20 protein-coding genes are annotated in these 24,343 nt (G+C 52.2%); 7 read left to right on the forward strand and 13 right to left on the reverse strand.

Features of this window, described 5'->3' with window-relative positions:
* Window positions 1-24: 24 nt before the first annotated feature.
* Window positions 25-2,028, reverse strand: coding sequence for a TerD family protein (locus WKI47_RS14660; RefSeq protein ID WP_340227892.1), 2,004 nt, complete (start codon window positions 2,026-2,028; stop codon window positions 25-27).
* A 188-nt stretch (window positions 2,029-2,216) separates the two neighbouring features.
* Window positions 2,217-2,822, reverse strand: a complete 606-nt coding sequence (locus tag WKI47_RS14665; protein WP_340227893.1) for a sugar O-acetyltransferase — start codon at window positions 2,820-2,822, stop codon at window positions 2,217-2,219.
* A gap of 182 nt (window positions 2,823-3,004) precedes the next feature.
* On the opposite strand from WKI47_RS14665, the gene WKI47_RS14670 reads away from it, so the two are divergent.
* The 3 genes from WKI47_RS14670 to WKI47_RS14680 are packed head-to-tail and all read left to right on the forward strand — an operon-like array spanning window position 3,005 to window position 4,878.
* Window positions 3,005-3,859 carry an ABC transporter ATP-binding protein gene (locus WKI47_RS14670; protein WP_340227894.1) on the forward strand — a complete coding sequence of 285 codons (855 nt, stop codon included), beginning with the start codon at window positions 3,005-3,007 and terminating at the stop codon, window positions 3,857-3,859.
* On the forward strand, window positions 3,852-4,505 hold the full coding sequence (locus tag WKI47_RS14675) for an ABC-2 transporter permease (RefSeq protein WP_340227895.1): 654 nt from the start codon (window positions 3,852-3,854) through the stop codon (window positions 4,503-4,505). Before WKI47_RS14670 ends, WKI47_RS14675 begins: the two co-directional genes overlap by 8 nt.
* 4 nt (window positions 4,506-4,509) lie before the next feature.
* A complete protein-coding gene (locus WKI47_RS14680; RefSeq protein ID WP_340227896.1) occupies window positions 4,510-4,878 on the forward strand; it encodes a GntR family transcriptional regulator in 369 nt (122 codons plus the stop codon).
* A 58-nt stretch (window positions 4,879-4,936) separates the two neighbouring features.
* Here WKI47_RS14680 and WKI47_RS14685 read toward each other — a convergent pair whose 3' ends face one another.
* Window positions 4,937-10,837 (reverse strand): GDSL-type esterase/lipase family protein, encoded by a 5,901-nt coding sequence (locus WKI47_RS14685; RefSeq protein WP_340227897.1) that lies wholly within the window; start codon window positions 10,835-10,837, stop codon window positions 4,937-4,939.
* Between the two features lie 187 nt (window positions 10,838-11,024).
* Between WKI47_RS14685 and WKI47_RS14690 the strand changes: the two genes are divergently transcribed.
* Window positions 11,025-11,897, forward strand: a complete 873-nt coding sequence (locus WKI47_RS14690) for an AraC family transcriptional regulator (RefSeq protein WP_340227898.1) — start codon at window positions 11,025-11,027, stop codon at window positions 11,895-11,897.
* 61 nt (window positions 11,898-11,958) lie between these two features.
* On the opposite strand, the gene dmpI is transcribed toward WKI47_RS14690, so the two are convergent.
* The 4 genes from dmpI to WKI47_RS14710 form a co-directional block, all read right to left on the reverse strand.
* Entirely contained in the window at window positions 11,959-12,141 is a 183-nt protein-coding gene (dmpI, locus tag WKI47_RS14695) for a 4-oxalocrotonate tautomerase DmpI (RefSeq protein ID WP_340227899.1), read from the reverse strand.
* Window position 12,142: 1 nt separating this feature from the next.
* Window positions 12,143-12,700 carry an NAD(P)H-dependent oxidoreductase gene (locus WKI47_RS14700; protein WP_340227901.1) on the reverse strand — a complete coding sequence of 186 codons (558 nt, stop codon included), beginning with the start codon at window positions 12,698-12,700 and terminating at the stop codon, window positions 12,143-12,145.
* A 90-nt stretch (window positions 12,701-12,790) separates the two neighbouring features.
* Window positions 12,791-13,717, reverse strand: coding sequence for an AraC family transcriptional regulator (locus WKI47_RS14705; RefSeq protein ID WP_340227902.1), 927 nt, complete (start codon window positions 13,715-13,717; stop codon window positions 12,791-12,793).
* A gap of 38 nt (window positions 13,718-13,755) precedes the next feature.
* On the reverse strand, window positions 13,756-14,736 hold the full coding sequence (locus WKI47_RS14710; RefSeq protein ID WP_340227903.1) for an aldo/keto reductase: 981 nt from the start codon (window positions 14,734-14,736) through the stop codon (window positions 13,756-13,758).
* Window positions 14,737-14,976: 240 nt separating this feature from the next.
* Between WKI47_RS14710 and WKI47_RS14715 the strand changes: the two genes are divergently transcribed.
* Entirely contained in the window at window positions 14,977-15,870 is an 894-nt protein-coding gene (locus WKI47_RS14715) for an AraC family transcriptional regulator (RefSeq protein WP_340228067.1), read from the forward strand.
* 16 nt (window positions 15,871-15,886) lie between these two features.
* Here the strand turns inward: WKI47_RS14715 and nfsA are convergent, their stop codons facing one another.
* The 5 genes from nfsA to WKI47_RS14740 all read right to left on the reverse strand — a co-directional run bounded on the left by nfsA (window position 15,887) and on the right by WKI47_RS14740 (window position 20,639).
* On the reverse strand, window positions 15,887-16,627 hold the full coding sequence (gene nfsA / locus WKI47_RS14720) for an oxygen-insensitive NADPH nitroreductase (protein WP_340227904.1): 741 nt from the start codon (window positions 16,625-16,627) through the stop codon (window positions 15,887-15,889).
* A gap of 74 nt (window positions 16,628-16,701) precedes the next feature.
* Window positions 16,702-17,289 carry a TetR/AcrR family transcriptional regulator gene (locus WKI47_RS14725; protein ID WP_340227905.1) on the reverse strand — a complete coding sequence of 196 codons (588 nt, stop codon included), beginning with the start codon at window positions 17,287-17,289 and terminating at the stop codon, window positions 16,702-16,704.
* Between the two features lie 77 nt (window positions 17,290-17,366).
* Window positions 17,367-18,425 carry a hypothetical protein gene (locus tag WKI47_RS14730; RefSeq protein WP_340227906.1) on the reverse strand — a complete coding sequence of 353 codons (1,059 nt, stop codon included), beginning with the start codon at window positions 18,423-18,425 and terminating at the stop codon, window positions 17,367-17,369.
* A 301-nt stretch (window positions 18,426-18,726) separates the two neighbouring features.
* Window positions 18,727-19,662, reverse strand: coding sequence for a helix-turn-helix domain-containing GNAT family N-acetyltransferase (locus WKI47_RS14735; protein ID WP_340227907.1), 936 nt, complete (start codon window positions 19,660-19,662; stop codon window positions 18,727-18,729).
* 107 nt (window positions 19,663-19,769) lie between these two features.
* A complete protein-coding gene (locus WKI47_RS14740) occupies window positions 19,770-20,639 on the reverse strand; it encodes an SDR family oxidoreductase (protein ID WP_340227908.1) in 870 nt (289 codons plus the stop codon).
* A 264-nt stretch (window positions 20,640-20,903) separates the two neighbouring features.
* Between WKI47_RS14740 and WKI47_RS14745 the strand changes: the two genes are divergently transcribed.
* Window positions 20,904-21,815 (forward strand): AraC family transcriptional regulator, encoded by a 912-nt coding sequence (locus WKI47_RS14745; protein WP_340227909.1) that lies wholly within the window; start codon window positions 20,904-20,906, stop codon window positions 21,813-21,815.
* Between the two features lie 158 nt (window positions 21,816-21,973).
* On the opposite strand, the gene WKI47_RS14750 is transcribed toward WKI47_RS14745, so the two are convergent.
* Window positions 21,974-23,005, reverse strand: a complete 1,032-nt coding sequence (locus tag WKI47_RS14750) for a carbon-nitrogen hydrolase family protein (protein WP_340227910.1) — start codon at window positions 23,003-23,005, stop codon at window positions 21,974-21,976.
* A 326-nt stretch (window positions 23,006-23,331) separates the two neighbouring features.
* Here WKI47_RS14750 and WKI47_RS14755 point away from each other — a divergent pair, with 326 nt between their 5' ends.
* Window positions 23,332-24,309 carry a helix-turn-helix domain-containing protein gene (locus WKI47_RS14755; RefSeq protein WP_340227911.1) on the forward strand — a complete coding sequence of 326 codons (978 nt, stop codon included), beginning with the start codon at window positions 23,332-23,334 and terminating at the stop codon, window positions 24,307-24,309.
* Window positions 24,310-24,343 lie beyond the last annotated feature (34 nt).

The following is a 24,343-nucleotide window of genomic DNA, read 5'->3' on the forward strand; positions in this document are numbered from 1 at the left end:
TTAACAAAATACTTGGTCTATGAATCAACCCACTTCCAACCCATAAGCCCGACATGCCTCTTCCAACCCGCCCGCGAAATACGTCTCCGACGTCGTAAACGCCCACTCCCCGTCGATCTTTCGGAACTGCCCCAGCACCAACGTATCGCATACCGCGCTCGGCATGTACTCGAACGTATGGTACAGATCCAGCTCGTTGTCGATCGTCAGCTCTACTTTCCGCTTATACGTATCCAGCGAGCCGACGACCACGATCCTCGTGCAATGCGCAGGAAGCTTCGCCAGATCCAGAATCAGCAGCTTTTCCCACACGTTGTCGTTGATCAGTTTCACGCAGCCGCTCGGGTGATCCGGTTGGTTGTAAAAGACGAAGTCGTCTTCGCCCGCGCAGCGATCGTATTCATTGACCAGAAACGCCGAAATGTCGATATCCACTTCGTCTTCCGAATCCAGCTTGGATAGCTTGAGCTTCAATTCGTGTTCCGGCGAGACGCCGATCCGCGAGCGCAGGCGTTCTTCCGTCTTATTAAGCTGCGTTTTGTCCCACACTTCCACGCCGAGCTGTTCTGCCATCTGAAGCGCCGCGCGGCTGAAATAACTCGTCGTCACCACCAGATAACTGTCGCAATCGTACATTTTCGCGCCCGCGTACACTTCCTGCACGGCCCGCACCGGCACGACGTTGCTGAAGCATTTGAGCTGTACCGCTTTGCGGACGCCGCCTTTGATGATGATCAGGTCGACTCCGTAATCCGGCGCGTACGGATCGCTGGTCGGCACTTCCACGTCGTAGCCGAGCTTGGTGAACAAATCCTGCATCTGATACTCGAACGTCCGGCCGTCCAGCGCGATCTCTTCCAGCACTTCCGGCGTGAACGAATAGGTCGTGGTCAGATCGGGAATGCCGTAATGCTCCGCGACCAGTTCCATCCCCGCGTCGTAGCCGTTGCCGATCGCGTTGAACCGCCATTGGTCTTTGTATGCGTACAGCGAACCCAATTCCAGAGCCGTATTGCCCGAGCAGGTACGCATATCCACTTCATATCGCAGCAGCTCCCGATTGTCGTAGGTCATCAGGCGGACATACAGTTCTTCCGGCACGCCGTGCGGCATGACGAGCGTGAACAGCACTTTGTCCGGTCCCGCCTGCCCGATCGCCGCGAGGTTAACCGTGTACAGCTCCATATCTTCCGTCGGCAACTCGCGTCCGTCCACATGCGTCATCCCGATGGTCGATTTATTTCCGAAAAAAGCAATGCTTTCCGCGTCCGGCAGCCGATTATCCGCAAGCAGCATGCCTGCCGTCAGGCATTCGCCTTCCGACGTTTTCCAACCGATGCCGACCTTCAGATTGCTGGGTTCGACCGTCGTTTTGGAGCCTTTGACCACAAGTTGCGATGCGGAGCGGTCTTCCGTCTGCATCACGCGCACGCGGCCGTTCATCGGGAGATCGGTTTTATTGATGTACTGGGTGAATTTGTTGAAAACTTTGCGGTACAACACCGAGGTGGCGAGGCCGGAGATTTTCGGAGCGTGCGTCAAGGTGACGTTTTTCGGCGTTTTTTCCGTGCAGCGAAGCGGGTAGCCTTTGATCGAAATGAAGTTCCAGAACAGATGGGGCGCGTGCATGGAAGCGATCTTGGAAAGATACGGCGTCACTTCCTCATCCGTAAACCAGATCAAATGCGTGATTTCGCTCGTCGTGAACAGTTTGGAAAACAAATCGATCCGTTCGCCGCGCGCCGGATCGAGTCCGTAGATTTGTTCTTTCATGTAAGTATGCGTATTTTCGTGCGCGAACGACGGCAGTTGGTAAAAAGAACCGTCCTGCTGCGCCACCACTTTGACCGGACCGCTCAGCGTTAACGGAGACAGTTTATTGAAAACGGTCTGCATATTATTGCGCTTCATGTATTTTTGCAAGCCTTCAGCGACGTTGACGATCAGGATGACTTTCATTTGGTCTCCCTCGACGCTTTGGCGATTTAAGTAGGATTGATACGAACTGCGGTAACTGCTGGACCCCATAAGATGCCCCTCCTTGAGGAAATTTATCTCTAAAAATAAGTATAGTGCTAAAGTTCCACTTGCTCTCTAAATAGTACTCTCTTTTCTTCTGGAAGTGAATGCACAAAAAGAAAAAAAGAGCCGATTCAGTGCGTGAACTGCGACTGAAGACTCTTTTGCTTTAGATCCATGTTCCGGTTGCTAACTTTCTATTCCAGCTCGATCTTCCGGTCTCTGAAATAAACCTCCCGGTCCCGCTCATTGATCTCCCGCATGACTTTGCACGGATTCCCTACCGCAACCACGCCTGCCGGGATATCCTTCGTCACGATGCTGCCGGCGCCGATCACCGAGTTGTCGCCGATCGTAATGCCCGGAATAATGATAACGCCCGCGCCGATCCAGCAATTTTGGCCGATATGTACCGGGGAATTATACTGATAAGCTTGTTCCCGCAGTTCAGGCAAGATCGGATGTCCGGCGGTCGCGATCGTGACATTCGGCCCGATCATCGTGTAGTCGCCCACATGGATATGCGTATCGTCCACCAGCGTCAGATTGAAGTTCGCGTAAATGCCTTTTCCGAAATGAACATGGTGGCCTCCCCAATTCGCGCGAAGCGGAGGTTCGATATAACAGCCTTCTCCGATCTCGGCGAACATTTCTTTGAGTAGCGCTTGGCGACGTTCTTGTTCCAGCGGACGCGTCAGATTGAAATCGTACAACGCCTCCATGCACTTCATTTGTTCGTTCATCAACTGTTCGTCCATCGGCAGATACAAATCTCCGTTATGCAATTTTTCTCTAATATCCACTTCCGACACTCCTTTAAAGTTAGCTTCGCCTCTTTTTCAATTAGTAAGCGATTACAATCAAGCGTATCCGATAATTTTGGAAAAGGAAATAGCGGAAAGCATGATTCGACGCTGTTGACACCCTGATTCCTCGATGATATATTGTGCATACACGATATACACGCGATCAAGGAGATGAGAATATGATCATGCTGGATGTAAAAAACCTGAACAAGAAATTCCCCCATTTTCAACTGAGCGATGTCTCTTTTCAACTGCCGCAAGGCTACATCATGGGCTTTATCGGGCTTAACGGTGCGGGCAAGACCACTACAATCAAGTCAATATTAAACCTGATCACGGTAGACAGTGGAGAAATCAGCATCATGGGCAAAAATATGAACGAGCACGAAGTCGAGCTGAAGCAGGTCGTCGGTTACGCGTTCGGCAATGTCGACTTTTACACGCGAAGCAAAATCAAAACGCTGACAAAAGTGTTCAAAACCTTCTACGACAATTGGAACGACGAGGCTTATCGGCATTACATCCAAAAGTTCAAGCTGATCGAAGACAAAAAGATCGCGGAGCTATCTACGGGCATGAAGGTGAAGTACAGCCTCGCCCTCGCTCTATCCCACGGCGCCAAACTGTTGATTCTGGACGAGCCGACGAGCGGACTTGATCCGGCGGCTCGCGACGATCTGCTGGACGTGTTCCGCGAATTGGTGCAGGACGGGGAGATCAGTATCCTTTTCTCGACCCATATCACCTCCGACCTGGAAAAATGCGCCGACTACATTACGTATATTCACGAAGGGCATCTCATCAATAGCGCGGAAAAAGAAGAATTCGTGGATAAGTATCGCCTGATCAATGGAAAGGTTGAAGACCTGGAGCCGATCAAGGATCGGATGATTTCGTATAAAGTGACTTCGTTTGGTTTTACGGGCTTGATCCTGGCAGAGAACTTCACGCCTTCGCCTGCATTCAAATCCGCGATTCCGAACCTCGAAGAAATCATGATCTATTATTCCAAAAAGGAGGCTGCGCATGTATAATTTGCTGTTGAAAGAAGTAAGGCTCGGCGTGAATCCGTTTTTCTTCGTGCTTCCTTTGATCACCGGAGCGCTTATGCTGGTTCCCGGATGGCTGTACTTTATCGTTCCGCTGTACTTCTGCATGATTACGATTCCGAATATCTTCGGCGGTTATAAAAGCCAAAACGACTTAATGTTCACCAGTATGCTGCCTGTCAACAAGAAGAACGTCGTCCAGGCGAAGGTGCTGCTTATCGTTTTGTTGGAAGTTCTGCACGTGGTAACGGCGATGATCTACGGTAAAATCAGCCTGAGCCTGTATCCGCATCTCCACTATATTTTCTTCAAGCCGACTCCCGGTTTTTGGGGATTGACCTTGGTCATGTTAGCGCTATTCAATCTCTTTTTCATTTCGATGTATTTTAAAACGGCCTACAAGTATGGAGCGGCAACGCTTGTCGCAAGTACGGTTGCCGTGTTGTTCGCGGTCGAAGCCGAATGGTTGGGTATCCAAAATCAGTTCGTATCCGACTTGTTTAAAGGTAGCGGTTCTACCGACGGCTTGACGCATTATTCGATTCTGTTTACGGGGGTATTGATCTTTGCCGCATTCACGTTCATCGCATATCGCATTGCCTATCAACGATTCAAGAAAGTAGAAGTGTAACCGCATGAATATCATGATCTCCAACACCTCCGAAAAACCGATCTATCAGCAAATTTTCGAACAAATCAGCGCTCAAATTCTCAAAGGCGAGTTGGAAGGCGGCTATTCGCTCCCTCCGATCCGTCAGGCTGCCGTGGAACTTCAAGTCAGTATCATTACGGTAAAAAAAGCCTGGGAAGAGCTTGAGCGTTCCGGCCTGATCTATACGGTGACGGGCAAAGGCTGCTTTATCACGGAGCTGTCGCCGGAGCGGATGATCGAGAAGCGCAATGAAATGATCCTCAAGCAGATGGCGATCGATGTGGAATATTACCAGTCGTTCGGTCTGACGCTGGAAGAAGTGATTGAGCTGTTGAAAACCATGTATGAATGAAAAAGAACCCGCTTCGGCGCATCCATACGGTGCGTGTCGAAGCGGGTTCTTTGGTTAACTATTTGACCGTTACCGTCAACTTGGATGTCCGGGTTTCTCCGGCTGCATTTTGCAAAACGGCTTCATACTCGTAGCTGCCTGTCGCTTTGCCGGAAATATTCGTTGTCGCCGTTTGCGCGCCAGGCGTTGCGGCTTGTAGCGCTTGCGTATCGACCAGCGTTCCGTTCTCGTACAAGCGATATTCGGTTGCGTTCGTGCCCCACCACAGATTCATGCTGACCGCGTAGTTGCCGTCTTGATCCCAGTTGTCGTGCGACAGGACGGCTTGTCCCGGCGCGGCATCCGTGACCGTCACGGTCAGCGGCGCGCTTGCGGTAATGCCGTGTGCATTGGTTAGCTCACCCGTGTAAACATAGGTACCGTTAGGCTTACCCGTGATATCGACCTGAACGGATTGCGCGGAAGGCGATTGATCGGTCAAAGGGACTTCCTTGATCAGTTCCCCGTTCTCATAAAGCTTGAACGAGCTTCCGTTATTGCCCCACCACAGATTCATCGTGATCGTATAATCGCCGTCTCTCAACCCCGTATCGTGACCGTTGTTATCCGAAAGAACAGCGACTCCCGGAGCGCCTGTCGCAAGCGGCGGCGCGAAAGCGATCGAGATTTCCAATACTTGCTCCGCTTCTTTATTCCCTGCGACATCGACGCTCCAATAGGTAATGCGATGGCTTCCTTCTTCGTTCAATGTAAGCAGATTGCCTTCGGCAGCCTCTCCATCATTGATACGGTAGTAGGTAGCCGCTACTCCCGATCCTTCATCTGTTGCTTCGAATCGAACCTCGACGGCTGAGGCGTAGGAACCGTTTTGCAAATCGCCGGTCGGAGTCGCCGTCGTCTGCGGAGGTGTCTGATCCGAACCGTCATCCAGCGTCACGAAGGCGGACAGCGGGATATTCAATTGCTTGACCAGACCCGCGACGAGCTTGGACACTTCGATTGCGCCGTTCATTTGCAAATGCGTATTGTCTTCCGTCGCGCCGACCCACATGAAGATCGATTTGGTGCCTTCCGTGCCGAGTCCACTGAAGTATTCCCAGCTTGCCTGGTTCAGGTCGACCAGCAGCGTATCGGTTTCCTGAGCCACTTCCTTCATGGCTTGCACATATTCCGGGAAACTTTTGTTCAGCACGTCTCCTGTGTAATCGCGGCGGTTCACAGGCGTCACCAGAACCGGAGTTGCCCCGCGTTGGTTCGCGCCGTCGATGTACGTTTTCAGATACACTTTGAACTGTTCCGGCGTCAGATAACGTTCCGGACGGGACGGAGTGGAGTCGTTATGCGACCACTGCATGAACAGATAATCGCCTGCATGCACGTCCAGCAGCAGATCGTTCAGATGCCCGCCGACCAGGAAGGTCTTGCTGCTCAAGCCTCCGATTGCCCGGTTATCCACGCTCACTTCGTTCGGATCGAAATATTGGCCCAGCGTCTCGCCCCAGCCGGCTTGCGGACGGTACGTCTCGGCATAATTGGCTACGGTGGAATCGCTCGCCAGATAGATTGTCGGACGATCGGCCGTGCCATTATCCGGCAGACGCTCAAGGGTCAAGGCGTTGATCTTCGGCGAATTGCCTGCAAACTCGAAGTTGAATACGCCGTCGATCAGCGCTACGTCGTACGTCACTTCCTTGAACTCGCCTTTGGCGATGGTCGCCAGCGGGAGCTTGGTCATCTGCTCCGCGATCACGCTGGTGCTTGTCGATTCCCCGGCATCGCCGACGATCATCGTCACGCGATAGTTGGCGGGTTCCAGTTCCGCCAGGAAGGATGTCGAATTCACTCGGGTGAAGTCTTCCTTCAGAGCGTCGCCTGTCTCCCGGTTCTCGTCCTTGGTCAAAGCCGTATCGGCAAAACCATAGCCGTTGCCTTCGATATACGCATGATCGGCCGTGACTTGCGTGTAGCCGTCGGCGATCACTCCCGAACCGAAATCGAATTTGTATGCATTGACGGGTTCAGCGGCTTCGCTGGTTAGCGAAGCTTTGGCAACTCTCAGCATGTTCAGGGCATGGTCCACCTGAGCCTGCGTTGCCGTCTTGTCGATGATCTCCTCGGCAGCCGTCAAAGCCTTGCGCAATACGGCACGCGAAGCTTCCGTATAATTCGACAGATCCAGTTCTTGGATCTCTGCGTACAAAGCTTTCAACGCCGTCTGATCGCCGGATTCCGGCGGAAGCTCCGTGCCTTCGATCCGCACATTGTCGATCGCCGTCGTCCAGTTCAACGTACCGGCGCCCCCTTTTCTTGTACCCAGGAAGCGAAGCGATCTTACATTATCCGCATAAGCCCCCGGACTCAGCGCCAAGCCTTCGAACGTCTGGGTGACCGATGGATTGCTTCGGCTCGTGAGCGTCAGATCCAATGTTTTGCTGGCGAAGTCAATCGTGGCATCCACGTTGACCCATTGATTTTTTGGAATCGTGGTCGCCGTGCCGCCTTCAGGGATCGCGGTGTTGCCTCCTGCGTAATCCGCGACGTATGGACCTACGAAGTAATGCAGATTGGCATCGCCGTTTTTGGCAACCAGGGTAAATAGTGCATTTTCATTCGAATCCTGCACGGTCAGATGACCTTCCGAAGGGAATGCCGCTACATTGCCGGATTGCCAATCGAAATTCACATCGACTTTGTCGCCGTTCACGGCATCGAAGATGCGGAAAGTCTTCGCCCGATGGCCGGAGCCGCTGCCGTTTAACGACAGCACTTTGCTTCCGTTCTGGTCCACGACCGTGCCTGCCATCGTTCCTCCGATCCCCGTCGCATTGATCAGGGAGTATTGAACATCGGCCGGATCGCCTTCGAAATCTTCTTCATAGAGCTGCGCTTCCGGTTCCGGCTCCGGTTCTTCAATATCCGGGTCAATGACCAGAGGCGAGATGCTCAGTCCCAGATCTTTGACCGCGTTTGCGACCAAACCCGCGATTTTCTGGGCGCCGTAATGGCTGAAATGGGTATTGTCGTTAATGCCGTTCGGGTATTTCGGATACTCGCCCGGATTGGCGTAAAGGAATACTTTTTCCGTCGCCGTATTGCCGATTTGGTCGTAATAAGCCACGCTCAATTGGCTGAGATCGACCAACGGTACGTTTAACTCTGCCGCGACTTCTTTGGCAGCTTGCACGTATTCCGGGAAACTCACATTGAATTCCTGAGTCACCGTATTGAAATCGCGACGACCGACCGGAGTAAGCACCACCGGAGTCGCGCCGCGCTGCTTGGCCCCGTTGATATAACGCGCCAGATACATTTTGTAATCCGCCGGGGAAGCGTACCGATCCGGAATGCCTGCGCTTGCATCGTTATGGCCGAAGGAAACAAACAAATAATCGCCCGGTTTGATACGTTGCAGAATCGTGTCCAAACGGCCGTCCAGCAAGAAGGATTTGCTGCTGCGGCCGCCGATCGCATTGTTCGCCACGACCGCTCCGTTCGCGAAGTAACGACCGAACTGTTGGCCCCAGCCTTCTTGAGGCGCTTGCGACTTGCTGTAAGACTGCATCGTCGAATCGCCCGCCATATAGAGAGTTGCGGCGGCTCCGGCTTCTTTGTCCGGATATTTCTCGATGATAACATCCTGAATATCAATGGCTGTGCCGGTGAACAGGAATTCGAGCTGTCCGTCCACCAGAGCTACGTCATACGCGTATTCCAGAGGTTCGCCCGCCGTTACCGAAGTCACCGCCAGCTTCTGGACATACTCCGACTTGACGCCGACGTTGGAATCGCGCGAATCGCTGCCGAGCCGTAAAGTGACTTTGTAATTCGCATTCGGCAGGTCTACGGCAAACGTCGTTCCTGATTGGACAGAGACTTGATTGGCTTCCGCAACGACACTGCCGGTGTCCGTGAAGCCATAACCGGTCTGCTCGGTGTACAACGTATCCTGCACACCCGTATTCCCCGCTGCCGGTTCGGTTCCGAAGTCGAAGCGATATACCGACTCCGTTTGTTGGCCTCCGCCGACCAGGTTCAGATCTGCTTTCGGGAATTCGGTTGCTTCCGCGCCGATATAGAATCCGGTATGCGGAGGCTGATTATAGGCAACATTTTGCCAAGCAATCCCCAGCCGGTAGACCGGGTCCTGCATCAGCGTCGGGATGCGGTATTGAGTCGGAATGGTCGTGGTGTACAGACGATATTCCGAACTGTCTTCGCTCCGCACCAAGATTTCTTCGCGCCAATCGCCCAGAAGATCCGCCTGAAGCGCCGGATTCCCTTTGGTATGGTTGTTGGTCAACGCGCCGTTCGCACGGAAAATCTCATTCAGCTTTTTATTCTCATAATCCCATTTGTAAATAAGCGGAATGCCTTTTGCCGTACTGGCGTCCCATTGATGGTCGAACAGTTCGCGCTGCAAATCGCCGTCCCACCAGATCGCGAAGTTTGCCGTTTTCGGCGATTGCTCCGGCGTATACACGACTTCTCCGGTTGCTGAGTACGTGCTCGTGACCGGAATGCTTTGTCCGTCCGTAATGGTTGTGGCCCACGATTCATAACCCGGATGATTCGGATCGATGTCCGCCGACATGCCGCGTCCGGTATCCCGGCCCGTGAACTCGCCCCAGATAATTTCCCCCGTCCCCGCGTCGCGCATCTCGACCCCGTATGTAGCGTTGGTATGCTCATGCACGCCCATGACTTGGTACCCCTCGCGGTTCGGATCGAGCTTGCCTGCATGGATGGCGTCCCCGTGTCCGAGCCCCGTGCTGTAGATCAGCGTTCCGTCGTCGTCGATCGCAAGCGCCCCGAACATGATCTCGTCTTTGCCGTCCCCGTCGACGTCGAGCACGCTCAGGTTATGGTTGCCCTGCGATTCGTACTCTTTGCCCGCTTCGTTCGTATCGAACACCCACCGTTTCACCAACTGGCCGCCTTCGTAATCGTAAGCAGCGATCACGGTGCGCGTATAATAACCTCGGCTCATAATCACGCTTGGCGTCTTGCCGTCCAGATAAGCGATGCCGCCGAGGAAACGGTCCACGCGGTTGCCGTAGCCGTCGCCCCAATCGCTGACGTTGCCTCTTGGCGGATCGTAATCGACCGTCGATACGGCTGCTCCGGTCTGTCCGTCGAACAGCGTCAGATACTCGGCACCGGATAAAATGTAGCCGCCGTCGTTCCGGTAATCTTTTGTCGCGTCGCCAATCACCGTGCCTTGGCCGTCGACCGTGCCGTCAGCGGTTTTCACCACGACTTCGGCTTTTCCGTTGCCATCCAGATCGTACACCATCAACTGCGTGTAGTGCGCGCCCGCCCGGATATTGACGCCCAGATCGATCCGCCACAGCTTCGTGCCGTCCATTTTGATCGCGTCGATATATACGTTGCCCGTATACCCGGCTTGCGAATTGTCTTTGGAATTGCTTGGGCTCCACAAGAACACGATCTCGTATTCGCCGTCGCCGTCCAAATCCGCTACGGAAGCATCGCCTGCATAATAGGTATACGTACCGCCGTCTTTGGTTCGACCGTCGGCAGGCTTGTCCAGCGGGATCGGCAGGTAATCGTTATGCCAGACCGATACGATCTCCGGCTGCATCTGCTCCTTGCCCGCGATGACCGTCGAGATCTGATACTGCGAGCTATCGAAGCCTGTCGTATCCACGTAGTTCGTCACATCGTCAATCGGTGACGCGTTTACTTTAGTTCCGTTTTTATATACATTGAAAGCGATATCATTTGGGTCCGTATTCAAGTATCTCCAGCTCAAAAAGACGCCGCTGTCGGTCAATACCGCAACCAACCCCCGATCCAGAAACTCCGCTTGGCGAGCCGGAAGCAAATCTGTGTTTTCCGCATTTGCGGGCACCGGAGGAATAATCAACGAAACGACCATGAGGAAGGCTAAGAATAAAGCGGTTAAGGACTTCTGAACAGAACCTTTTTTTCGGCTCATCGAATGAATCCCTCCTGTTTATGAATATCGATTTTGGTTTTCTGGCATGATGTTCTGCGGTTCAATCACGAATCCCCCTTTCTTGGTAGCGTTTACAATTATTCTACAAGTGCTAAAATAGAGGCACAATCTAAAAAACGTGACTTCCGCTATAACAAAATTGACTTTTCGAAAAGGAGCAGAGACGATGTACCATACGGTTTCTTATGCTTTCCGCAACGACGACGCTTCGATTATGACGGTCGACTCGGTCGGCTGGCAGAACGTCTCGCATCCCCGATACCGTTGTTCGAGCGACGCGAGACCGGATAACGGCCATGTCGTTTTTCAATATACGTTGAGCGGCCAAGGGTATTTGGATATCGGCGGGCAAACTTTTGCGCTGCCGAAAGGCCACGCGCTTTTGGTGAAGGTCGACGACGAGCATTGTTATTACTACAAGGAAGAGAACGGGCAGCCGTGGGAGTTTGTCTGGATCAATATTCGGGGAGAGGAAGCGAGCCGGATCTGGAACTTGGTTATCGAAAAAGAAGGCCATGTCATTTCACGCAACCTCGATTCGCCTTTGATCCAAGAATTGTGGAATATCATCCGGTTGATCAATCAGGAAAAGGTGACGGATCGGTATCGGCTGTCGGTGCAAGTGTACCAATGGCTGCTTACGCTCGTGCAGAGCAGCCGCGAGGCGGAGAAAGATATCGGGGCTTTATCCGTTAACGCGATCGAGAAATGCAAACAATATATTCGGGATCACTACGCCTCGCCGATCACGCTGGATATGTTGGCCGGACATTGCGACATCAACAAGCATTATTTATGCCGTCTTTTCCAGCGCTCCGAACAGACTTCGCCGCTCGCCTATCTCAAAGACCGGCGAGTGGAAGCCGCGTTGACGATGCTGCGAACGACCGAGTTGCCGATTTCCGTTGTCGGGCAAAAATGCGGGTTCGAGAGTCCCAGCTACTTCGGCAAAGTGTTCCGGCAATACATGTCGATGTCGCCTACGGATTACAGACTGAACAAGTTGGAGTTTCCGTATGAGGCGATTTATTACGAATGACGGGAATGCAAAAAAGGCTTCGGCGTACGCATGCGGTACGCTGAAGCCTTTCAAGTCTATTTTAGCGATCCGCCAGCAACGTTCCGCCGACGCCGATATTTTCCCGATCCGATTCTTTGATCAACACGATAAAAGCCGATTCCGGCACGTTCATGATCGCCGAAGCGGAAGTCGTCAATTCGGTCGCCAAGGCTTGCTTTTGCTCTTTGCTCAGTCGGCCTGCTTCAACAGTAATAACGGGCATATTAGCGAACCTCCCCTGCTGCATGGTTCAGCGAAAGTTCCGAATTCAGCACGCGAGCGACGTATGCCACGGCTGTTTCTTGGATTCGCTCTTCCGCGATCCGACTCGCGCCGTACACCGCATAAGGCGCAAGGAAGCGGGTTCCGATCAGATTGCTTGTCGCTTGCAAAGGCTTAAGCAGCTCGTCCAAAGTATAGCCGAACGCGCCTTCCGGCGTATAGGCTTCTCCCGGCGCTCCCACGCTGATCGCCAGCATAAGTTCTTTGCCGTGCAGCTTGTTGCCGGTGCTTCCGTGTGCCCAACCGTGAGTCAGAACGGCATCCTGCCACTTTTTCAACAAAGGCGGCGTGCTGTACCAGTAAAAAGGAAATTGCAGGACAATCCGATCATGCTGCTCCAGCAAGGCTTGTTCGGCTGCAACATCGATTTGTTCGTTCGGATAAATTTCATACATTCGGCGAACCGTAACCGTTTCTTGCTTGCTGATTTCTTCCGCCCAACGACGATTCAACCGCGAAGCGGCCAGATCGGGATGGAAGACAAGTACCAATGTTTTCATTTTGAAGTTCTCTCCTTATTTCGCTGTATTCGTTGTTCCGCGAGATAAGGATATCAAAATCAGGGACTGCAAGCTTTGCCGAGAAGCCCATCAGACTTGTTCATTCAGCTCAATGGCTGCCATACGCTCAAGACGCGCTTTTTGCCGGAACTCTGAAGGAGAAACGCCGAAGCGCAGCTTGAACACTTTGGAGAAATGCGTGATATTTTCGAATCCGACCGTATAACAAATCTCCGTAATCGAAAGTTCCGTTCCCGCCACCATTTGCTCCGCTTGCTCCAGCCTTCGGTTCCGTATCCATTTCAAAGGCGAAGTCCCAAACGTCGCTTGGAATTCCCGCTTGAACGTGGACAGGCTTTTGCCCGATAAGTAAGCCAAATCCCCGAGCGATACCGGATGGGTGAAATTCTCCTCCATCACAACATGAATCGAACGGTTAACCGGATTGCCCGGCTCCAGAATCTGCTGCAAAAAACGCTCGTCGGTATCGGTCAGATGCACCAGCAGTTCCATCAGTTTGATCTTCACCAGACCGTCGCCGATCCGATCCGCATGATAAAAATAAGGCTGCAAAGACTCGAAATAGGTTCGGGTCAGAGGCGTGACAGGCAATATGGATACCGGGACGTGTTGGTGGACAGATTCAATCGGCTTCAGACCGGCGAACTGCACGAATTCGTCAAGCAGCTTCTCGTCCAGAAAAAACATCATATAATCCAAAACGTATCCCGATTCCGGCGTGCCCGATTTGTCATATTCGATCAAGGTCGATTTGGGAATAAAGATCATTTCGTTATCGCGAACGGTATAGTTTTGATTTCGGAAACGGACTTGATACTTGCCGGACTTGATATATAACAATAGATGATCTTGCAGAAAATACGATCCGATCTGTCCCTGATTTTGCTGGCAAAACGTGATCGCAGACAGCCCTGTATCTTGCAAGCTTCCTGTTCGATTGGTGACTTTGCTCAGTTGCCGGGGAAACGTCATCGTTTTTTCCATGCCGACCGCCATATCGGTTCCCACCTTTTTCGTTGTCGATCTAATGATGTTTAGCTATGCCCGATGATCGGATGCGGCGCGTAAGGCTTTTCTAACCAAGTTATATCTTCTGCGCTGAGTTTTAAGTCAAGCGCTCCGATCGCATCATCCAGATGAGATATCTTCGTCGCGCCGATGATCGGAGCCGTAACGGGTTGTTTGTGCAGCAGCCAGGCGAGCGCGATATGCGTACGGGGTACCTTGTACCGATCCGCAAGCTCCGCCACGCGTTCGATAATGACTTGATCGGCATCCGCCGTCCCGTCGTACTTGGACTTCTGCACCTGATCGCTCTCCGAGCGCTCCGTTTTCTCCGACACGTCCCGCGTCAATCTACCGGAAGCGAGCGGGCTGTACGGAGTCACGCCGATCCCTTCGGCCTGGCATAATGGCAGCATCTCCCGTTCCTCTTCGCGGTAAATCAGGTTCAAGTGGTTCTGCATCGATACGAATTTCGTCCAGCCGTGCTTATCCGCGGTATAGAGCGCCTTCTGAAACTGCCAGGCATACATCGCGGAAGCTCCGATGTATCTGGCTTTTCCGGACTTCACGACATCGTGCAGCGCCTCAACCGTCTCTTCGATCGGCGTATTATAGTCCCAACGGTGAATGATATACAGATCCACGTAATCCGTGCCGAGCCGCTTCAGGCTGTTATCGATTTCGCTCAAGATCGCTTTGCGCGATAGCCCGGCACCGTTAGCTCCTTCGTGCATGCGGCCGTGAAGCTTCGTCGCCAACACGATCTCGTCGCGATTGGCATAATCATTGATCGCCCGCCCCAGAATCTCCTCGCTAGCTCCCATTGAATATACATTGGCCGTATCGAAAAAGTTAATGCCCAGCTCCAACGCTTTCCGAATCACCGGACGGCTCTCCTCCTCGTTCAGCACCCAGGAATGAACCCATTTTTTCGGATCGCCGAACCCCATACAGCCCAGACAGAATTTCGAAACGTCAAGTCCGGTATGACCCAGTTTTACGTATTCCATTTCGTTTTCCTCCTTGAAAGACCTTTGGTTTTGATGCGAATTCGTTCGTCACGATTCCGATTATGTCACAAGAATTGAGCCATCCCTATTCGTATTCCTGCCCGATTTTTGCCCAAAACTCTCAATTCTCTTTTTCCAAAGTCTCACATCGGATAAAATGGATTCACGATTACAGCTTAAAAGCATTGCGAAAAAGGAGCGGTTGCGATGAACAAAACGATAAATGGAGTTTCTAGGGAAATGTCCGTTGGTTTACGAAAATTAGACGGCCTAATCCGGAAATACGCACCGACGGACGGGGTTCATGTTACAAAGATCCCGTCGTTGTTTTTGGTTCGAGAGTCGGAGATCAGTGAGCCCGTGGTCCGGGTCAGCGAAATTGCTTTTTGCCTAATTATCCAGGGGGAAAAGGAAGTGTGGCTGGGGGAGCAGCGTTTTCTCTATGGAGCGGGCCATTATGTCGTTTCTTCTGTCGAGCTTCCGGTCACCGGACAGGTCATTGAAGCTTCGGCCGACTGTCCGTATCTGGCGTTCAAAGTCGAATTCAACCCCGCGGAAGTGCTGGATGTCATGAATGACGCGAACCTGAAGCCGACACGCGATAAAAAAGCCAAGCGGGCCATGTTCGTAGGCGATGTAGAAGAGACTTTGCTGGATGCGGCGGTTCGGCTGGGTTCGTTATTGGACCAACCGCAGCATATTCCCGTTCTGGGCCCGCTTTTCAAAAAAGAACTGTTGTACTGGGTACTGCAAGGTCCGCACGGCGATTCTCTGAAGCAGTTGGCTGTAGAAGAAGGTAGCGCGCGTCGGGTCCGTACGGTCATCGAGCATATTTTGGCGAACTACGATCAGGCGCTTCCCGTGGAAGAATTGGCCCGATTGGCGAATCTGGGCGTGTCGTCGCTGCATCGGCAGTTCAAGGAAGTGACCGCGATGAGCCCGATTCAGTTTCAAAAACAGCTGCGGCTTCAGGAAGCCAGACGTTTGCTGCTGACGGAGTCGACGGATATTGCCGGGATCGCGTTTCGCGTCGGTTACGAAAGCCAATCGCAATTCAGCAGGGAGTATTCGCGATTGTTCGGCAGCTCGCCGCGTGCGGATATTCGGCGGATCAAGGAGCGTTACGGCGTATAGCGAAGCGTGAGTCGGATCAGTGTTTCGCCCAGCCTCTTCCCGTCAAAAACTCCTTCATAAAACTTCTCGGCAGGCGAATCAGGCTTCCGATTGCGGTATCCGACCATGTTCGGGTCGACGGCTGGCCGTTACGTTTGGAGTAATACAGTCGAGTCTCTTCGTCGTACCCTTTTACAAGTTCCAACGTATCCGTGTTATAGCGATTCTCGTGATAAACGGCGTCGAACGGCAGTCTCGGCTTGATCTCGTTGCGCTCGGCGGGATACCCGACGGCAAGGCCGAAGACCGGAACGACATGGTTCGGAATATGCAGCGCATCGGCGATGTCGATAATTCCGTCACGCACGCCGCCGATATAACATACACCTAAATCCATGGATTCTGCGGCAACCGTCAGATTTTGCGCGGCCAACGTCGCGTCAATCGTGCCTACGAGCAGCGCGTCGATACCTTCGATCGTTGGCGAAATATCCAGGTTTTTAGCTTCGGCGATCTGCTTGTGGCGATAGGTGTCGGCGCAGAAGACGAAGAAATGTCCGCCTTCCGCGATAAACGGCTGCCCGCCTGCAAGTTCGGCCATTTGAGTTTTCAAGGCCGGATCAGTCACGCCAATAATGCTGTAGGCTTGCTGAAAGCTCGCGGAGGAAGCGGCTTGCGCGGCTCTCACCAAAAGCTTCACCTGCTCTTCGCTTAACGGTTGCTCGGTAAAAGCGCGGACAGATACATGATTCATCAAAGTCCCGATCGTGGGATTCATCGGTCAAACTCCTTTTGATTTTTATTTTTTATCAATCAGTACAAAATAGGTCCAAAAAAAATTAGCCGAGTCGACTAATTAAAAAAACGCATCGTTCCCGCAACGATCTGCTCTGCCATATCGCGGCTGCGCATCGTGGCATTGATCGTTCGAAGTCCGTAAAAGCTGCATAGAAAAGTCCGTGCCGATTCCGTAACCGAAAGTTCCGCGGACAATTCCCCGGAGTCGATGCCTTCTTGAATGATTTCGCCGAATAACTTCTCCAGTTTTTCGGCATGCAGCATCGAAGCCCGTTCCACCGTCGAATCCGTGCGTCCCCGTTCCATCGTGGCGTTAATCAACAAGCAGCCTTTGCTGTCCGCTTCGAAATCTTTCTCGATCGCCCATTCCAAAAAATTGCGCAACCGAGTTTTGACAGGTTCGGAGCTTTCCAGAATGGAGGTCTGCTCGCGAATCCAGTAGACATGATACCGATCCAGAGCTTGCTCATACAATTCATGCTTACTGCCAAATGCGTTATACAAGCTTCCCCGACCCAGCCCCGTGCGGTTGCACAAATCTTCCGTCGAACAAGCTTCATACCCTTTTTCCCAAAACACGTCCATCGCGGCGTCGAGTACGGCTTCTTTGTCGAACGCGCGGGGTCTTCCGCTTTTCGTCATTGCATCGTTCTCCTTCCGATTTCGCGATGGACTTAGTATAATTAGTTTTGTACTGATGTGTCAATAAGTGAAGTTGATTAAATTTTGATCGTTTTTTCGGGTAGTTCCATATCGTAATTCACCAGTTCCACAACTAGAGTTCCGTCGAACGTTTTGTCCACGAGGCCGATTGCGGTTGTTCGAAGCTTGACACCGTTAGCGTCCGGCCGGCTTTCCGATGAATAAAATACGGAGAAGAGCAGCTTCCCGGCTACATCAGTATCCGTCATAACTTTAGGCTTTGCATCCAAAAAATCTTTGGCGTAGAACTGCAATCGAAGATTGTCTTCCGATTCGTAGTCGAGAACAGCCAGATCCTGATGTTTGGGGCAAGCCAACTCAAGCCCGTCCAGATACTGTTCTTTGAACTGCTGCCATTCTTCTGTTGTCGAACTTTGCGCAGCCGGTTTTTCAAAATTCGCTTCGGCTTTTTTCCACACGTCTTCGCGTTTCAAAGCTTTGATCGAAAAAGTCCGCTGTTTCCCGGCAACCGGATCGTAAAAATAATACTTGCCGCCTTCCGGCGTATCTCCGAATTCCAGCTCGATCGGTTCCGTATGCACAGCGACCGTGCGGAACGTGCTGTTGAACTTCAACGTGATATTCAGCTCCTTTTCCAAGTCCAGATCGGGAAAAAGTTCGGACGCGTCCTGCTCGTAAAACGTCAAAAATAAACGATCCACTCTGACGTCCGCAAAACTTGCCAGCTTCATGCCTTTTTCGACAAAATGCTGCACCTTCATATATGCTTCATGATCTTGTTCCGTACAGAACGTCGATTGCGACATGCCGAACGTCATGGGTTTCCCTTGAATGATCATCTTGGAGATTCCATCCTCTTGATCGCCGAAAGCCACCCTTTCTTGTAAAGATCCCTGCATACGCTGGCGATGAGTGCGATTCTCTTCAGGCTGGTAATCCGGATTCTCTTCATACATCCAATTAGGAATTTGACGCAACGTCCACAATTTATTAACCCCGTTCTCCGACGTAATCGAAATCAGCAAAACATCCGCACTGTTAATACTCACCAGACGATTCAAAAGTATTTCGCGGTCAGGAATCAACATCGTTTCTTTCAGCTCTTTAAGTAACATAGGCTCCTCCTTTGATACACGAGTATAAAGAAATAAATGAGCATACATCCATTCTTTTACTATATATCAAAAAGAGGAGCTTTAACGCTCCTCGACGCGTCGCGAAAGCCCAACGTAGCTGGAAATGAGAAGGCGGAGAGAAAAATTCAGTGCAGGAGCGTTAGCGATCGCCTTTGAAATCGGGAAAATACAAATGAAACTTCAATCTTTTTCCCAATTTCAACACGCGACCGGAACGAATTTTTCTCGGAGTCTTCTCATTTCCACCGCCTACGTAACTTTCCCGAAGCATTTAGGAGTGTTAACGCTCCTGCCCATACTCCAACGTATACGTTTGTTCCACATGATGCACGCCCCAAGCTTCGTTGTCGTGCTCCGCCGTTTTACGGAATCCGTTTTTTTCATACATGCGAATCGCGGTTTTCTGATCGTCTGTCGTCTCCAAAAACATCTGCCGCAGCCCTTGTTCCCGTCCGTGCGCCATCGCTTGTTCGAACAATTGCTTGCCCAGGCCGACGCCTCGGTACTGCGGATGCAGAATGAACCATCTGAGCTGCGCTTTGCCTTCGCCTTTCCCGATAACCGCGATGCTTCCCACGATCCGTCCGTCTGATTCGGCCAGCCAGATCCGGTCGTTCTCCGGGTCATAGCTCTCCATCCACTCGTAAAAAGTACGGCAGACGTAAGCTTCGAACACGTGGTTGTAACCGCAGTCCTGCGCGTAAATCCAGCCGTGCAGATGGATCAGCATGCCGATGTCGCCGGGGCGAATATCGGTTCGAATCTGGAAATCGGACGATCCTTGATCGTCGGATAACGTCCGTTCGATGATCTTCATGCTGGAAGATAGTTCGGCACGGCTTTGCTGCGATAATCCGCCGATCAACTGACGAACCTGCTCGTTCGATAAGCCGTTCATATTCTCTAGCGTTTCGCGGCCTTTTTCCGATAAATGCAGCAAATAAGAACGTCCGTCTTCCTCCGACTGCACGCGGTAAGCCAATCCCGCTTTTTCAAACTTTTTCATGATACGGCTCAAATATCCGGCATCAATATTCAGCCATTCGATCAACATTTTGGCCGTGCAATCTTTCGTTGTTCCGATCTCGTACAATACGCGAACCTCCGACAACGAAAACTCGCTGCTTAATAGACGCGAATCCAGCAATCCCAATACTCTCGTATAAAAACGGCTGAATCGACGAATCGTGGCAATCATGGCTGTTTCCGAACGCATACGCAATTCCTCCCGTTTTTCGATCTATAAACTTGACACAGTCAAATATAAAAGAAGTATACGGATTAAAATTGACTGCGTCAACTAAAATAGAAAAAACCAAAACGTTAGTTCAAATAAGCTTGCGTCGCTTTTTCGCAGTACGTCCACAGCTTCTTTTCGTTTTCGAGGGAATAATGTTTGGGATTGGGCGTATCTTCTTTGCATTGATGACTGAAATATTTGCCGGATACGCCTTCGACTTCCGGCGAAGTCGCGAGGTAAATTTCCGATTTCGCTCCGTCTTCCGGCTTGGCCATGAATCGCAGCGCGACTTTGTAGATCAGATCGACCATGAAGCCTTTTTTCTCGTTCTGACCGAAATCGGTAGCGACCGCGCCGGGATGGGTGATGTTTACGGTGACGTTGCGAATGTTTTCGCGGTTCAAAAACTTCGCGAAATATTGACCCATCCATATCGCGTACAATTTGGACAGACTGTAATTCGGCTGCGCGCCATAGTCTTTTTCCGAAGTCATATCCTCGAAATCCGGTTTGCGCGCGGACGAATGCGAAGCGGAAGATTCGATAATCACTCTGGCCGACCGGCTTTTTCGAAGCGCGGGCAGCAGCAATCGGGTCAATAGGAACGGCGCGAACACGTTAAGCTGGAATGTCCGTTCCTGCCCGTCTTCGGTAAGTTGCCGCTCGGTGGAAAATACGGCTCCCGCGTTATTGATCAGAACGTCCAAACGGTCGTATTTTCGGTAAAATTCGTCCGTCATACGCTTGATGTCCGCAAAAGAAAGCAGATTGCACAGCAAAATATCGAGATCGGCGTTTTGCGTTTCGGCTTTGATCTCTTTCATCACGGCTTGCGCTTTCTGCTCGTTTCTTCCGTGGAGAATGACTTTGTATCCTTTTTTCGCCAAAGCTTTGGCCGTTTCTTTGCCGATTCCGTCCGTAGCTCCCGTGATCAGAACGATTTTGTTTTCCATGAATAGATGCTCCTTTTTTTGAACGAACTGTCGATCAATCGAATATCCAAGACGTTCCCGTACTTGACTTCACGATGATACCGCAGCCTCGATGCCGGGATACATAGCCTAATCACGGGCATTGTTGTCCGAATGACCGATCAGCAATATTCAGTAACCGGAACCAGTCAAACCGGGATTCGGCTATGTTCGGCATAGTGGATATCGCTTATACTGGTAGCCTGACCGACCCGACAGACCTGCAACCGAGAAGGAGCCAATCTCATGATGCCTATTGATTCGATATCCGCTTTGCACGAGCTTTTGGGATGCGGCAAACCCGCACATCCGCTGATCACGGTCATTCCTTTCGAAAATATTCGGACGCCGGAGAATATCGCGACCAATGCGCTGGCTTTGGACTTTTACGTTATTTCCCACAAAAACAACCCGGACTGCGAGTTGCGGTACGGCAGACGCTCCTACGACTTTCGCGAAGGCAGCTTGATTTTCACAGCGCCCGGACAGATCATGAGCGGCGGCGGAACTTACGAAGGCCGAACCGAAGGTTGGATGCTCTGCATCCATCCCGATCTGATTCGCGGCAGTTCTTTGTGGCGCAAAATGCCGGAGTACGGCTTTTTCGAATACGAGTCCAGCGAAGCACTGCATCTGTCGGAAGCGGAAAAAGAGACCGTCGAGCGTCTTGTCGAAAATATCCGGACCGAATACGGCGGCAATCTGGACGCTCATAGCCGGGATCTGATTGTTTCCAATCTGGAATTGCTGCTGAATTATGCCGACCGGTTCTACGGAAGACAATTCCTCACGCGAACCGCGGTCGGCAAACAAGCGATCGTGCGCTTCGAAGAATTGCTTGACGCTTGCTTCGTTGCGGACCGGATCGAAAACTGCGGCGTGCCGAGCGTGAAAAGCCTTGCGCAAGATATGGGCTATTCCCCGAATTACCTGTCCGACATGTTGAAAAAAGAAACCGGAAAAACCGCCCAAGAGCACATCAAATTGAAGCTTGCCGATCTGGCGGAACACTTGCTGCTTGCCAGCGGGGAGCCGATCTATCGCATCTCGGAAAAGCTGGGATTTGAACAGCCGTCCAGCTTCACGAAGTTCGTGAAAGCACAGTTCGGCGTCAGCCCGGTCGATTATCGCAAAACGCGCGGCGTATCGAGCGGATAACGGACGGCGGGCGCCACGATAACCTATCCAAGCAACGCCGAAAAAAGGCCGCCTGCATCATGCAGGCGGCCTTTTTGAACGTCGGGATAAGAAACGCTCGGTTTGATCAAGAGCGTGCGGAGTCAACGTTTTTGTCCGCATATTGACGCGGCGACCGCTTATTTGCGTCCTGCCGGTTCCGCGGGCTTCGCCGGATTCGCGAATTGCAGCGCCTCGTAACTCCATGCCTGCTGGCTACCGCCTCCGATTGGCTTCACCGCCTGATGCGGAGTGCGGTCGAACGACAGCGACAGATAACCCGGCGTCGAGTAATGACCGGCGGTGTCGATCAGGAACTTGCCTGGGATGATCTGTTCCAGGTCGATATCCGCATAAACGATTCCTTCCTCGTCATGGGCAAGCGGACTGCCGACATCCAGTCCGTTCGGACCGATGATTCGGGCGAAGCCGTGACCGTTCTGCATCATGGCGCGCTGTTCGTCGCTCTCGCAGATCCGGTCGCGCTGCTCGTCCGTCCAGATCTGCGAAGCCAATAAGCAAAAGACCTGATTGGTCATCGCGTAATAACGGGTGGCGATCACGCATTGCTCGGCACCGAACAGATGGCCTTCCTGCGGCAAGCCGATCGGCCATGACGCGACATGCACCTGTTCGTTCATCGACGCCATCGCGGCGACGTTGAGCGGGATCAGATGCTCCCAGCATTGCAGGCCGCCGAGATTGCCGTATTCGGTCTCGAACACCGGCATCATGCTGCCGTCGCCGTCGCCCCAGATCGTTTTCTCGGCATTGGTCGCTTTCAATTTGCGGTGCTTGCCGATCAACGCGCCGCTCGGATCGAACCAAAGCTGCGTCAGATACAGCGATCCGCCTTCTTTTTCCGTTACCGATACGCAGAAGTACACGCGGTTCCGTCTGGCCGCTTCGCTCAGCCGTTGCACGGCAAGGCTCGGAATCTCGACGGCATTTTTGTACAGGTCGATAAAATGCTTCATCCCGTAATCCGCATTGCCCATCCAGATCCACCACGGATAACCGGGGATATAGGCTTCGGGAAAAGCGATGACTTTGGCTCCGTTCGATGCGGCTTCGTCGACGAGTCGACACGTTTTGTCGATCGTGGCGTTCAGGTCAAGCATAACGGGAGAAGCCTGTACGGCGGCAACGCGGTATTTCGGATAATCGGACATGGGTATTCCTCCTTTGGGATCGTGCACAATTCGACGGTTCGGCGTTCGCCGCAGAAGATTGTGGGTGTTCTCAGTATAGGAGAACATGATGTCAGACTCTTGTCTATTTGCGTTCTTTTGTTTGTCTATTTGCGCATAAAACCTCAATATTCATATAAAACCTGACATTGAAGCGAGTTTAATTGATTATTATCACTTTTTTCGCTTAATAAAAATAAAATGATGTAATATTTTATGACCTAATTATTCAAAAAGAGTTTGACGCTCTGCCGCTTCTCTTCTATAATCGAAAGCAATTCATATTCGATTCGGAAGGAGGAACGCTGTTGGCTACCGTCATTTCTACAGCTCAAGTGGATGAGCCCAGCCGGTTCGCGTACTGGAACGAAGCCGCCAATGACGTGTTCGTCAAATTGGACATGTCACGCGTTTCCCCGCTCGCTTTTGCAGCCACGATGAAAGTCGAGACGCTGGAACACATCCAGATTTCCACGATGCAGACCGACCCGCAGCACGTCGTACGTTCCGCGCGCCATGCCTCGAAAGCCGAAGACGATTATTTTCTGCTGAGTCTTCAGCTTCAGGATTCCGGTTACGTACAGCAAGACGGACGCGAAGCCAGGCTTGCGCCGGGCGATCTCGCTCTATACGATACGACGCGGCCTTACGTGCTCCATTTTGAACGTCCCTTTCGTCAGACCGTATTTCGTTTTCCTCGTTCGCTTTTGCTGAAGCGGATGACAACGGCCGACTCGCTGACCAGCATTCGCTTATCCGGCTCCGGCCATCCGGTCAGCGCTACTTTGTCTTCGTTTTTGCAAAGTCTCGCTCTTTCTTGTCCGTATTTCGATCCAGCCGCGAAAATGCGCATGGCGGACAGCGCGATCGACTTGCTGGCGGCCGCGTTAAGCGTGTCCGTACACACAGCTCCCGACGAGCTGCATGCCCCCGCCGAAGTCCATTACCGCACAGCGCTTAGCGTGATCGACCGGAACTTGAACGATCCCCGCCTGTCCCCGGACTTCGTCGCCGGGCAGCTTAACGTTTCTTTGCGCCACGCGCAAAAATTGTTCGCGGATCGCGGCGGCAGTCTCGCGGCCCATATTCGCGCCCGTCGCCTCGAATGCTGCCGACGCGATTTGAGCGATCCGGGTCAGCTTCGACGCAGCGTGACGGACATTGCCTTTGCCTGGGGCTTTAACGATGCGGCTCATTTCAGCCGCTTGTTCAAACGCAGCTTCGGCGACAGTCCGACCGAATTCCGTGCTGCGGCTGTGCGGAAAGCCGCGAACTTTCCGCGCTAAAAAGTTTGTACAAAAAAAAGCAGTACGCTTATTC

Source organism: Saccharibacillus sacchari (assembly GCF_037722395.1).
Classification (GTDB): domain Bacteria; phylum Bacillota; class Bacilli; order Paenibacillales; family Paenibacillaceae; genus Saccharibacillus; species Saccharibacillus sacchari_A.

What these genes read in the sequence shown, in the direction of transcription:
- nfsA (WP_340227904.1), bottom strand. Translation starts at nt 16,627, where the DNA reads ATGAATCCCACGATCGGGACTTTGATGAATCATGTATCTGTCCGCGCT.
- WKI47_RS14710 (WP_340227903.1), bottom strand. Translation starts at nt 14,736, where the DNA reads ATGGAATACGTAAAACTGGGTCATACCGGACTTGACGTTTCGAAATTC.
- dmpI (WP_340227899.1), bottom strand. Translation starts at nt 12,141, where the DNA reads ATGCCCGTTATTACTGTTGAAGCAGGCCGACTGAGCAAAGAGCAAAAG.
- WKI47_RS14670 (WP_340227894.1), top strand. Translation starts at nt 3,005, where the DNA reads ATGATCATGCTGGATGTAAAAAACCTGAACAAGAAATTCCCCCATTTT.
- WKI47_RS14700 (WP_340227901.1), bottom strand. Translation starts at nt 12,700, where the DNA reads ATGAAAACATTGGTACTTGTCTTCCATCCCGATCTGGCCGCTTCGCGG.
- WKI47_RS14660 (WP_340227892.1), bottom strand. Translation starts at nt 2,028, where the DNA reads ATGGGGTCCAGCAGTTACCGCAGTTCGTATCAATCCTACTTAAATCGC.
- WKI47_RS14725 (WP_340227905.1), bottom strand. Translation starts at nt 17,289, where the DNA reads ATGACGAAAAGCGGAAGACCCCGCGCGTTCGACAAAGAAGCCGTACTC.
- WKI47_RS14675 (WP_340227895.1), top strand. Translation starts at nt 3,852, where the DNA reads ATGTATAATTTGCTGTTGAAAGAAGTAAGGCTCGGCGTGAATCCGTTT.
- WKI47_RS14745 (WP_340227909.1), top strand. Translation starts at nt 20,904, where the DNA reads ATGATGCCTATTGATTCGATATCCGCTTTGCACGAGCTTTTGGGATGC.
- WKI47_RS14705 (WP_340227902.1), bottom strand. Translation starts at nt 13,717, where the DNA reads ATGGCGGTCGGCATGGAAAAAACGATGACGTTTCCCCGGCAACTGAGC.
- WKI47_RS14690 (WP_340227898.1), top strand. Translation starts at nt 11,025, where the DNA reads ATGTACCATACGGTTTCTTATGCTTTCCGCAACGACGACGCTTCGATT.
- WKI47_RS14735 (WP_340227907.1), bottom strand. Translation starts at nt 19,662, where the DNA reads ATGCGTTCGGAAACAGCCATGATTGCCACGATTCGTCGATTCAGCCGT.
- WKI47_RS14715 (WP_340228067.1), top strand. Translation starts at nt 14,977, where the DNA reads ATGTCCGTTGGTTTACGAAAATTAGACGGCCTAATCCGGAAATACGCA.
- WKI47_RS14750 (WP_340227910.1), bottom strand. Translation starts at nt 23,005, where the DNA reads ATGTCCGATTATCCGAAATACCGCGTTGCCGCCGTACAGGCTTCTCCC.
- WKI47_RS14730 (WP_340227906.1), bottom strand. Translation starts at nt 18,425, where the DNA reads ATGTTACTTAAAGAGCTGAAAGAAACGATGTTGATTCCTGACCGCGAA.
- WKI47_RS14740 (WP_340227908.1), bottom strand. Translation starts at nt 20,639, where the DNA reads ATGGAAAACAAAATCGTTCTGATCACGGGAGCTACGGACGGAATCGGC.
- WKI47_RS14685 (WP_340227897.1), bottom strand. Translation starts at nt 10,837, where the DNA reads ATGAGCCGAAAAAAAGGTTCTGTTCAGAAGTCCTTAACCGCTTTATTC.
- WKI47_RS14680 (WP_340227896.1), top strand. Translation starts at nt 4,510, where the DNA reads ATGAATATCATGATCTCCAACACCTCCGAAAAACCGATCTATCAGCAA.